The 11,409-nt window shown below is 71.6% G+C and carries 7 protein-coding genes; 5 read left to right on the top strand and 2 right to left on the bottom strand.

Translation table 11 applies throughout. The annotated features are described in order from the left end of the window. Window positions 1–13: 13 nt before the first annotated feature. Entirely contained in the window at window positions 14–922 is a 909-nt protein-coding gene (coxB, locus tag PQS31_RS09390; RefSeq protein ID WP_272762527.1) for a cytochrome c oxidase subunit II, read from the bottom strand. Between the two features lie 341 nt (window positions 923–1,263). Between coxB and putA the strand changes: the two genes are divergently transcribed. From putA to PQS31_RS09365, 5 genes are all read left to right on the top strand, one after another. Next, window positions 1,264–4,482: a bifunctional proline dehydrogenase/L-glutamate gamma-semialdehyde dehydrogenase PutA gene (gene putA, locus PQS31_RS09385; protein ID WP_272762450.1), complete on the top strand. Its 3,219-nt coding sequence runs from the start codon at window positions 1,264–1,266 to the stop codon at window positions 4,480–4,482. An 80-nt stretch (window positions 4,483–4,562) separates the two neighbouring features. Continuing rightward, window positions 4,563–5,483: an AEC family transporter gene (locus PQS31_RS09380; RefSeq protein WP_272762449.1), complete on the top strand. Its 921-nt coding sequence runs from the start codon at window positions 4,563–4,565 to the stop codon at window positions 5,481–5,483. 103 nt (window positions 5,484–5,586) lie between these two features. After that, the gene (locus tag PQS31_RS09375) at window positions 5,587–7,584 is read left to right on the top strand and encodes a TonB-dependent receptor (RefSeq protein ID WP_272762448.1); all 1,998 of its coding nucleotides are present in this window, start codon (window positions 5,587–5,589) and stop codon (window positions 7,582–7,584) included. Between the two features lie 35 nt (window positions 7,585–7,619). After that, window positions 7,620–8,102, top strand: coding sequence for a YfiR family protein (locus tag PQS31_RS09370; RefSeq protein ID WP_272762447.1), 483 nt, complete (start codon window positions 7,620–7,622; stop codon window positions 8,100–8,102). Continuing rightward, window positions 8,099–9,937 carry an EAL domain-containing protein gene (locus PQS31_RS09365; RefSeq protein ID WP_272762446.1) on the top strand — a complete coding sequence of 613 codons (1,839 nt, stop codon included), beginning with the start codon at window positions 8,099–8,101 and terminating at the stop codon, window positions 9,935–9,937. The genes PQS31_RS09370 and PQS31_RS09365 overlap by 4 nt, the downstream gene beginning before the upstream one ends. A 104-nt stretch (window positions 9,938–10,041) precedes the next feature. Here PQS31_RS09365 and PQS31_RS09360 read toward each other — a convergent pair whose 3' ends face one another. Next, a complete protein-coding gene (locus tag PQS31_RS09360; protein WP_272762444.1) occupies window positions 10,042–11,370 on the bottom strand; it encodes an outer membrane protein transport protein in 1,329 nt (442 codons plus the stop codon). Between the last annotated feature and the right edge of the window lie 39 nt (window positions 11,371–11,409).

The raw sequence follows: 11,409 nt of genomic DNA, 5'->3' as shown, positions 1-11,409 counted from the left end.
GACCTCGAAGCGATCAGCCGGCCGCGGGCGCGGCGGGGGCGGAAGGAGACTGCGCGGTGGCGTCATCGGCGGCCGCGGCGGGCTCGACCGGTGCCGCCTCGGTGGGCGCCGGCGCCGGGGTGGCCGGCGCGTTCCTCGCCTTCTCGGCGGCGAGCCACTGGGCGAACTCCGCCGGCGGCACGGCGCGCACGACGATCGGCATGAAGCCGTGGTCCTTGCCGCACAGCTCCGCGCACTGGCCGCGGTACACGCCGGGCTCGAGGATCTCGGTCCAGGCCTCGTTGACCAGGCCCGGAATCGCGTCCTGCTTCCAGCCGAAGGCCGGCACCCACCAGGAGTGGATCACGTCGTCGGCGGTCACCACGAAGCGGATCTTGGTGTCGGTGGGCAGCACCAGCGGGTTGTCGACGTCGAGCAGATAGTGGCCGTGGGCGTCGAGTTCGGCACGCGTGGTGCCGCGGTTCTGGCGCAGGCGGTCGCTCTCGCGGTCGAGGCGGCTGGTCAGGGTGACGTCCTCGCCCATGTACTCGTAGTGCCACATCCACTGCACGCCGGTGACCTTGACGGTCATCGCCGCGTCCCGGGTGTCGTACATCGCGATCAGCTTGCGCGTGGCGGGCACCGCCATGATCACCAGCAGGATGATCGGCACGACGGTCCAGATGATCTCGGCCGTGGTGTTGTGGGTGAACGTCGCCGGCGTGACCCCGCGCGACTTGCGGAAGCGGAACATCGCGATCGCCATCGCGCCGAACACCAGCGCGCCGATGGCCACGCAGATCCACAGCGCGAGCATGTGCGCGTCGTAGGCGTGCTGGGACGAGGCGGTGACGCCCTTGCCCATGTTCAGCTGCCACCGGTGCGGATCGGCGGACTGCGCCGCGACGTTCGCGGACAGCACCAGTGCGGCCACGCCCCCCACCCACTGCTTGAAACGACCGGCTTGCTTCACATCGGACCCCATGCCTGCGCTGGCGTTGTCTGGCGGGAACGCGTCCGATCCATGCCCGGGACGAGCCCGGAAGCGGCATACGCAGGAGCGGCGGCGTACTGCGAATAACCAATGAATGGTAGCTGTCGGCGAACGGCAGGGGCAAGCCGCATGGCGCCTCGCCCTCTTGACAGATCCGTGCTGCAGCGCGCCATGGGCGGCGAAGCCGGCGCGGGGCCCCGGCGGACGGCCCGGCAGACGCCGCGCGCGGCACAGTCGGACCGCGACGCGCAGGCTAGAATTCCGCTTCTGTCACTGCCGGTCGCCTCCTCTTGAACGCCAGCCCGTCGCCCGCCCCCCAGGCGGCCTCCCTTCCGTCGCTGCGCGCGGCCATCACCGCGGCATGGACCCGGGACGAAAGCGCCCATGTGCGTGATCTCCTCGGCCAGGCGCGCCAGCCCTGCGCCGACTGGAGCGAGGCCGACCGCGCCGCGATCCAGACCACCGCGGCCGATCTGGTGCGCCGGGTCCGCGCGCGCGCGCAGCACCAGGGCGCGATCGAGGCCTTCATGCAGCAGTACGACCTCGGCAGCGAGGAAGGCGTGCTGCTGATGTGCGTGGCCGAGGCGCTGCTGCGCATTCCGGACCAGGACACGGCCGATGCGCTGATCCGCGACAAGCTCGGCGAGGCCAACTGGAAGAAGCACATGGGCCAGTCGGACTCGGTGCTGGTCAACGCCTCCACCTGGGGCCTGATGCTGACCGGGCATCTGGTGGACCTGGCGGACGACACCAAGCGCGACGTCCACAACGCGTTCAAGCGCCTGATCGGCCGCGTCGGCGAGCCGGTGATCCGGCTCGCGGTGCGCCAGGCGATGCGGATCATGGGGCACCAGTTCGTCATGGGCCGCACGATCGGCGAGGCCCTCGCACGCTCGCGCAAGGGCGCGAACGCCGCGTATCGCTATTCGTTCGACATGCTCGGCGAGGCCGCGCTGACCCAGGCCGATGCCGACCGCTATCTCAAGGCCTACCGCGACGCGATCGACGCGATCGGAAACTCCAGCCATCGCCGAGGTGATGGCGCGGGGTCGTTCGAGGACGCGATCACCGCGCCGTCGATCTCGGTCAAGCTCTCGGCGCTGCACCCGCGCTACGAACACGCCAAGCGCGAACGCGTGCTGGCCGAACTCGCGCCGCGTCTGCTCGACCTGGCCCAGCGCGCGAAGGGCTACCGGATCGGCCTGACCGTCGACGCCGAGGAAGCCGACCGGCTGGAACTCTCGCTCGACGTCATCGAGGCTGCCTGGTCCGACGCGTCGCTGGTCGGCTGGGACGGCTTCGGCATCGTCGTGCAGGCCTACCAGAAGCGCGCCCCGTTCGTGATCGACTGGATCGCCGCCTTGGCCCGTGCCCACGGGCGCCGCATTCCGGTGCGCCTGGTCAAGGGCGCGTACTGGGACAGCGAGATCAAGCGCGCCCAGGTCGACGGCCACCCGGGCTATCCGGTGTTCACGCGCAAGCCCAATACCGACGTCAGCTATCTCGCCAACGCGCGCCGCCTGCTGTCGGCCACCGATGCGATCTATCCGATGTTCGCCACCCACAACGCGCACACCATCGCCGCGGTGCACCGCATGGGCACGCGCCTGCTCGGGGCGCGCGCCGGCGGCCATCCGTTCGAGTTCCAGAAGCTGCACGGCATGGGCGACGACCTCTACGCCGAAGTGATCCCGGCCGACCGGCTGGACGTGCCCTGCCGGGTGTACGCACCGGTCGGCTCGCACGAGGACCTGCTGCCGTACCTGGTGCGGCGCCTGCTCGAGAACGGCGCGAACTCCAGCTTCGTCAACCGGATCAGCGACGAGGACGTCGCGATCGACGACCTGATCCGCGATCCGGTCGAGCTGGTGTCCGGCTTCGAATCCATTCCCCATCCCCGCATTCCGCTGCCGGTCGACCTCTACCGCAGCCAGTCGCACGACAGGAGCAACTCCATGGGCGTCAATCTCGCCAACGACGCGCAGCTCGCCGCACTCGCCGAACAGATCCAGACCCATGCCGGCCCGTGGACCGCGGGTCCATTGGTGCCGGGTGCGACCAGCCGCGGCGAGACGTTCGAGGTCACCAGCCCCGCCGACCGCCGCGTGCGCGTGGGCCAGTGGCAGGCCGCCGACGAGGCGACCGTCGAGCAGGCGCTGCGCAATGCGACCGACGCCCATGCCGACTGGAACGCGATGCCCGCCGCCTCGCGCGCGGCGATCCTCGAGCACGCCGCCGACCTGCTCGAGGCCCGCATGCCCGAATACATCGCGATGTGCACCCGCGAGGCCGGCAAGACCATTCCCGACGGCGTGGCCGAAGTGCGCGAGGCGGTGGACTTCCTGCGCTACTACGCCGGCGAGGCCCGCCGGTTGTTCATCGTCGAGGCGCTGCCGGGCCCGACCGGCGAATCCAACAGCCTGCAGCTCTCGGGCCGCGGCGTGTTCGTCTGCATCAGCCCGTGGAACTTCCCGCTGGCGATCTTCGCCGGCCAGATCGCCGCGGCGCTCGTTGCGGGCAATACGGTCATCGCCAAGGCCGCCGAGCAGACCACGCTGGTCGGCCATGCCGCGGTCAGGCTGCTGCACGAAGCCGGCGTGCCCGAAGCCGTGCTGCAGTACGTGCCGGGCGACGGCGCCACCGTCGGCGCGGCGCTGACCTCGGACGTGCGCGTGGCCGGCGTCGTGTTCACCGGCTCCAACGCGACCGCGCTGGCGATCAACCGCGCGCTCGCCGCACGCGACGGTGCGATCGGCACGCTGATCGCCGAGACCGGCGGCCAGAACGCGCTGATCGCCGACTCGTCCGCCCTGCCCGAGCAGCTGGTCAAGGACGCGCTGGGTTCGGCCTTCACCTCGGCCGGCCAGCGCTGCTCGGCCGCGCGCGTGCTGTTCGTGCAGGACGACATCGCCGACAAGGTGCTGGAGATGCTGGCCGGCGCGATGCGCGAACTCACCGTCGGCGACCCGGCCCTGCTGTCGACCGACGTCGGCCCGGTGATCGATGCCGATGCGCTGCGCATGCTCGACGCGCACGCCGAGCGCATGGCGAAGGACGCGCGTCTGATCGCGACCACGCCGGTCGGCGACGCCACCGCGCACGGCACCTTCTTCGCACCGCGCGCCTGGGAACTGCAGTCGCTGTCGCAGCTGCAGCGCGAGAATTTCGGCCCGGCGCTGCACGTGATCCGCTGGAAGGCCAACGAGCTCGAGGCGGTGATCGACGCGATCAACAACACCGGCTACGGCCTGACCCTGGGCATCCACTCGCGCATCGACGAGACGGTCGAGACCATCACCGCGCGTGCGCGGGTCGGCAACGTCTACGTCAACCGCAACCAGATCGGCGCCGTCGTCGGCGTGCAGCCCTTCGGCGGCCAGCGCCTGTCGGGCACCGGCCCCAAGGCCGGCGGCTCGCATTACCTGCCCCGCTTCACCACCGAGAAGACCGTGACCATCAACACCACGGCCGCCGGCGGCAACGCCTCGCTGCTGACCCTGGTCGACTGACCCGCCCGCGGGCGGGCGGCCGTGCGCCGTCCGCCGCGCGACCGTCGTCGCCCCGCGTTCCTTCGAGTGCCTGACGCCCCGTGGCTTTCGACGCCTTCGCCCTGATTCTCGCGATGCTCGCGCTGGGCATGCTGTTCGCACGGTTCGACGTGCTGCCGGACAGCGCGGCCGAGGTGCTCAACCGCGTGGTGTTGCTGGTCTGCCTGCCGGCGGCGGTGCTGGTGCACGTGCCGTCGCTGCGGTTCGATCCGGCGTTGATCGGCCTGGCGGCGACGCCCTGGCTGCTGGCCGTCGCCACCGTGCTGCTGGTCTGGCCGCTCGCGCGCCTGCTGCGCTTCCGTCGGGACGAAACCGGCGTGGTGGTGCTGTGCGTGGCGCTGTGCAACAGCAGCTTCATCGGCTATCCGATGATCGGCGCCCTGCTCGGCCAGGAGGCGGTGGCCTACGCCGTGGTCTACGACCAGTTCGGCACCTTCGTGCTGCTGTCGACGTTCGGCCTGACCGTCATCGCACGCTATGCCGGCGACACGCCCCCACCGGCGCGGCAGATCCTCGCGCGCATGCTGCGGTTCCCGCCGCTGTGGGCGCTGGCGTTCGCGCTGACTCTGATGCCCGCCCAGCCGCCGGCATGGATCGACAACGGCCTGCGCACCGTCGCCGGTGCGATGCTGCCGATGGTGATGCTGGCGGTCGGCCTGTCGATCCGGCTGCGCATGCCGCGCGACGAGCTGCGCCCGCTGGCCACCGGCGTGGTGCTCAAGCTGCTGGTGATGCCGGCGATCGCACTGCCGCTGTCCTGGGCCTTCGGCATGAGCGGCACGATGCTGCAGGCGAACGTGCTGGAGGCGGCGATGCCGACGATGATCACCGCCGCGGCGCTGGCGATCTCCGCCGGCCTCGCGCCGCGACTGACCGCCGCCCTGGTGGGCTACAGCATCCTGCTGTCGCTGCTGACCCTGCCTGCCTGGGCGTGGCTGCTGGCGCGGCTCGCCGCCAGCTGACACCGGGCGCGGACCTGACTGCGCGGCGGGCGCCGGTCAAGAACGGCCCCCCGGCGCCGATACCGGAGCCGAGGGCGAGCCCGCCCAACGCGATCCGACCGACATGCCCTCAGTGTTCCGCACGCACCCGTCCCCGGCGCCGGTGCCCCGCCGCCTCGCCCGTCTGTGCGCCGTGTGCCTGTGTGCCGCCGCGACGGGCGCCCTGGCCCAGCCGGGCGCGGCCGACCTGACCGCGATTCCGCTGGAACAGCTGCTCGACATGGACGTGCTGACGGCCTCGCGCTTCCAGCAGAAGGCCAGCCGGGCGCCGTCGGCCGTGCGCGTGATCACCGCCGACGACATCCGCCGGCACGGCTGGCGCACCCTGGCCCAGGCCCTGGAAAGCCTGCCGGGCCTGCACGTCAGCAACGATCGCGGATACAGCTACCTCGGCGCCCGCGGCATCCTGCGGCCGGGCGATTTCGGCACGCGGTTCCTGCTGCTGATCGACGGCCACCGGATGAACGATCCGGTCTACAGCCAGGCGCCGGTGGGCTGGGAGTTTCCGCTCGACGTGGAATTGATCGAGCGCATCGAATACGTCCCCGGTCCGGGCTCGGCGCTGTACGGCTCGAACGCGTTCTTCGGCGTCATCAACGTGATGACCCGGGATGCGGGCTCGATCGGACGGGGCGAGGTGGACACGATCGTGGGCAGCCACGGCAGCCGCGCCGTGCGCGCGTCGGTCGCCGCACGCGGCACGGCGGGCGAGACCCTGCTGTCGGCCGACGTCACGCGCAGCGCGGGCACCGATCTCGCGCTGCCCGTGTATGCCGACGACGGCAGCGACGGCGTGGCCCGGGGACTCGACGGCATGCGCGCGCACCGGCTGTTCGTCCGCCATCGCCAGGGCGATCTCAAGCTGTCGCTGATCGCGGGCCAGCGCATCAAGGACATTCCCACCGCCAACTACGGACAGGTGTTCGGGGCGCCCGGCGCGCAGATCGACGACCGCTGGGCACTGCTCGGCGTGGACTGGACGCGCGCCCTGTCGTCGACCACCGAGGGCTACGTGCAGGGCCGTCTGCTCGATTTCCGCTACGTCGGCGACTACGTCTACGACGTCATGAACCGCGACGTCGCCCGCGGCCGCTCGCTGGCGCTCGAGTCGGGCGTGGTCACGCGCGCGTTCGACGGCCACGTGATCGCGGCCGGCGTCGAACTGGTGGTCAAGCGCGACGTCGACCAGCGCAATTTCGACGTCGACCCGCGCGAGGTGTACTTCGACTCGCATCAGGCCGGCGAGCGCGTGGGCGTCTACGTCAACGACGAATGGAGCTGGACGCCGCAGTGGTCGCTGTCGACCGGCCTGCGCCTCGACGGCGAGAACGGCGGCACGCTGCGCCTCAATCCGCGCTTCGCCCTCGTCGGCAGCCTGCGCCCCGGCACGACGCTCAAGGCCATCGCCGGGCACGCCTTCCGGTCCCCGAATGCCTACGAGCGCTATTACGAGGCGCAGGGGCCCGGCGGGCAGCGCGCGAACCCGGGCCTGGGTGCCGAACGCATCCGCACCGCCGAGCTGCTGCTGACCCAGGAGATCGGCACCCGCACCCAGGTCGATCTCGGGGTGTACGACTACCGCCTGCGCAATCTGATCAGCCTGGTCGAGGACGGCGACCTGCTGACGCTCGAGAACGCCGCCACCGCGAGCAGCACCGGCGTCGAAGCGAGCCTGCTGCACCGCTGGGACGGCGGGCTGCAGCTGCGCGCGAGCTACGCCTACGCCGACGTGCACGGCTGGGAGGAACAGGGCCAGCCGATCAACGCACCGCGCCATCTGGCCAAGGCCTACGTCACCGCGCCGATCGGCCAGAGCCTGTCGCTCGCGCTCGGCAGCCGCTACACCTCGCGCCGGGCCACCCGCGACGGCGCCGTGGGCGGCGCCACGGTGACCGATGCCAACCTGCTCTGGGCCGTGCCCGGCGGGCGCCTGGAAGTGGCGCTCGGCGCGGAGAACCTGTTCGACCGCCGCTACGCCGACCCGGTCGGTCCCGAGTTCCTGCCCGACGCGATTCCGGGTCGCGGCCGGTCGGTCCACCTCGACGTGCTCTGGCGCTTCTGATGCACGCGCGCTCCGGCTCCCGGTCCAGGCGCTGCGTGCGCACGGCGGGCGCGGCGCTCGCCGTGCTGCTGGCGCTGTGCGCGCCGGCGCTGGCCCAGGTGGACGAGAATGCGCTGAAGGCGGCGTTCGTCTACAACATCATCAGCTTCGCGAGCTGGGACGCGCCGCCGCGGCGCGAGGCCCTGGTGGTGTGCACCGCGGTCGACCCCGGCCTGTCCGCGGCGCTGGCGACACTCGACGGCCGCCAGGTGGCCGACCGGCGCCTGAGCTTCCGCCCCGCCCGCGACACCCCGGCCGGCTGCGATGTCCTGGTGCGCGCCGCCGCGTCGCCGGCCGGGCCGGCGCAGACGGGACGCCTGGTGGTCTGCGACGGCTGCGCGCTGCCCGATGCGGTCACCGCCGTCGCGCTCGGCCGTGACGGTACGCGCCTGCGGTTCGACGTCGATCCCGACGCGGCCGCGCATGCCGGCGTGAGTTTCAGCAGCCGCCTGCTGCGCCTGGCGAGGCGCGTGCTGTGATCGGCGCCGATCGCCTGGGTCGCAGCTTCGAACGCTCCAGCCTGCTCGCCTCGGTTCTGGTGCTGACGCTGGCCGGCGTGGTGCTGGCGCTGCTGCAGCTCGTCGGCCTGCGTCGGGAGCTGGTCGAGGACGCCGACGCCCAGGCCCGCATCGTCGCCCTCAACAGCGCCGCCGCGGTGCTGTTCGACGACCGCGTGGTCGCGGCGGAAATGCTCGACGCGCTCAGCGCGGCGTCCACCGTGCGCGCGGCACGCATCGAGGACGAGACCGGCCGCGTGCTGGCGACCTACGTCGCCGCGGGCGCGGCCGACGGCACGCGTGACTGCGGCCTGGACTGCACGCGGGTGACCGCGCCGATCGAGCACGCCGGCACGCCGCTCGGCACGGTCGTACTCGAGGTCTCGCTGCAGCGCGTGTTCACCCGCCTGCTGGCGTTCGCGGGCGCGTTCCTGGTCGCGGCCCTGGTCGCGCTGGCGCTGAGCCTGCCGCTGCTGCGCCGGATGCGGATACGCATGCGTCTGGCCGAGGCGCGGCTCGACCATCTCGCGCACCACGACCCGGTCACCGGCCAGCGCAACCGCAACGCCTTCAACGCCACGCTGCACCGCGCGCGCGATGCGCGTGCGCAATCGAGGCATGCGCTGCTGCAGCTGGACATGGACCGGTTCAAGGAGATCAACGACACGCTGGGCCACCTCGGCGGCGACGAACTCCTGCGACAGGTCGGCACGCGGCTGGCCTCGGCGATCCGTGCCGACGACCAGCTGTTCCGGCTCGGCGGGGACGAATTCGCGGTCCTGATGCACCCCATCGCCTCGGCCGCCGAGGCCGATGCGGTCGCGCAGCGGGTGCTGGCCCAGTTCGCCGAGCCGTTCCGGATCGCCGGCCACGAGCTCTACGTCACCGCCAGCGCCGGCGTGAGCCTGTATCCGCAGGACTCCGGCGAGTTCCACGACCTGGCCGGCAACGCCGACGCGGCGATGTACGAGGCGAAACGCCACGGCCGCAATCGCGTCGCGTTCTACGACCCGCGGCTGCGCGAGGCGATGGCCGAACGCGTGCGTCTGCAGAACGATCTGCGCCGCGCGCTCGATGCCGACGGCCTGGCCCTGCACTACCAGGCCCAGGTCGATACCCGCACTGGGGCGCTGACCGGCGTCGAGGCCCTGCTGCGCTGGGAGCATCCGACGCTGGGGCCGGTGTCGCCGGCGGTGTTCGTGCCGCTCGCCGAGGAGTCCGGCCTCATCGTGCCGATCGGCCGCTGGGTGCTGCGCGAGGCCTGCCGTCAGCTCGCCGCCTGGCGCCAGGCGGGCTTCGAGGGCGTGCGCGTCGCGGTCAACCTGTCGGTCCGCCAGACCCGCGACGAACAGCTGCCCGACTTCATCGACGCGCTGCTCGAAGCGCACGGGCTGGCGCCCGCGTGCCTCGAGCTGGAGATCACCGAAAGCGTGCTGATGGAAGAGACCGACCTCGCGATCGCCCTGCTGGCACGCCTGCGCGCGCGCGGGCTGCGCCTGGCGATCGACGATTTCGGCACGGGCTATTCGTCGATGGCCTATCTCCAGCGCCTGCCGATCGACGCGCTGAAGATCGACATGACCTTCGTACGCGGCATTCCCGGCGACGGCGAGGCCATCACCACCGCGATCCTGGCCATGGCGCACGGACTCGGCCTGTGCGTGGTGGCCGAAGGCGTGGAGACCCAGGCCCAGCACGACTTTCTGCGGGCCGCCGGCTGCGACCAGATCCAGGGCTACCGGATCGCGCGGCCGCTGCCGCCGGACGATGTGCGCGCGCAATGGGGGCCATCGGCGCAGGCGGTCCGGGCCGGCTGACGCCGGCGCGGCAACGGGCCCGGCATCGATTACGGCCGCAACGAAAAAGCCCCGCCGAAGCGGGGCTTTTCGTCGTGCAAAGTCCCGGCATCGGGACCGCCGGATCAGAAGCGGTACTGCGCCGACACGCCGAACAGGTTGGCGTTGCCGTCGAAGCCACCGGCGACGCGGCTGCCGCCGCTGGTGGTGTCGATGCGCGGGTTGCGCGGCTCGATGCGGGTGTAGGCGAAGTTGACGTCGAACGCGTCGCTCATCGCCCAGGTCGCGCCGACCGAGTAGAAGATGCGGTTCGCATCGGGCAGGCGCGGGGTGCGGTGGGCGAGGCTGGTCGGGGTTTCGTCGTACGCGACGCCGCCACGGATCTTCCACGACGGGTTGAGCGCGTATTCGGCGCCGAGGGCGGCGAAGTAGGTGTCACGCCACTCGAACGGCTCGACCGAATCCGGGTCCGGGTTGTCGAACTGGATGCGCACTTCGCGCAGCGACGACCAGCCGGTCTCGGCGTAGGTGGCCGACAGCATCAGCGCATCGGTGACCTGCCAGGTGGCGCCGACGTTGAGGATCGACGGCGTGGTCAGATCGGCGCCGCCGGGACCATCGAGGAACAGGCCCGGACGCACCTGGCCGAACACGGCCGCGGCGTTGCCCGGCACGGTCCAGTCGGCGGTGCCGCGCAGTTCGTAGTCGATCTCGGAGCGGTAGCTCACGCCGATGGCGACGGTGTCGGTCGGGCGGAAGTGCGCGCCGACCAGCCAGCCGAAGCCGTTGTCGTCGCCCTGGATCTCGGCCAGGCCGTCCGCGCTCTGCGGCAGGAAGCCGGGCACGCCCGACTGCGCCAGCAGCGCGCCGAAGTCGACCGCGCGCGACAGGGTCACGTCGGCGCGCGAGGCGATCACGCCCAGGCCCACCGAGAAGCGGTCGGTGATGTCGAGCGCGCCCGACAGGGTCAGGTCGACGATCTTCACGTCCGAGGTCTGCGCGGCGTAGCGGCCGACCCAGCCCGCGTCGTATTCGGTCTTCAGGCCGAACGGGGCGCTGATCATCGCGCCGAGCGCGACGCCGTTGTCGAGCTTGTGCACGACCGACAGCGCCGGCACCGGGGTGACGTCGCCGGCGTTGCCGCCGTTGCCGCCGCTCAGGGGACGGCCGAGCGCGTCGCGGCCGCTGCCCTGGAATTCATAGTTGAGGTCGATGACCGTCAGGTCGGCCTGGACCGTGGTGCCTTCGAACTGGGTCATCACCGCGGGGTTGTTGGTCACGACCGAGCTGTCGCCGGTCTTCGCGGCGGTGCCGGCGAACGAGGTGCCCTGCGACTTGACGCTGTTTTCCTTGAGCTGGAAGCCGGCCGCCTGGGCCTGGCCGGCGAACGCCAGCGCGCCGGCGACGCCGAGGGCCAGCGCCGTGCACTGGATGAAGCGGGGGGTGGTAGCCATGTGTCGCGTTCTCTCCGAAAAAGACATCTGAAACTTCGA

Origin of the sequence: Luteimonas sp. BLCC-B24 (genome assembly GCF_028550595.1) — a bacterium.
Classification (GTDB): domain Bacteria; phylum Pseudomonadota; class Gammaproteobacteria; order Xanthomonadales; family Xanthomonadaceae; genus Luteimonas.
The sequence above is the reverse complement of the archived record's forward strand: the minus strand, read 5'-3'. Positions and strand labels throughout refer to the sequence as shown.

Coding starts and splice junctions, on each gene's coding strand:
- PQS31_RS09360 (WP_272762444.1), bottom strand. CDS start 11,370: ATGGCTACCACCCCCCGCTTCATCCAGTGCACGGCGCTGGCCCTCGGC.
- PQS31_RS09375 (WP_272762448.1), top strand. CDS start 5,587: ATGCCCTCAGTGTTCCGCACGCACCCGTCCCCGGCGCCGGTGCCCCGC.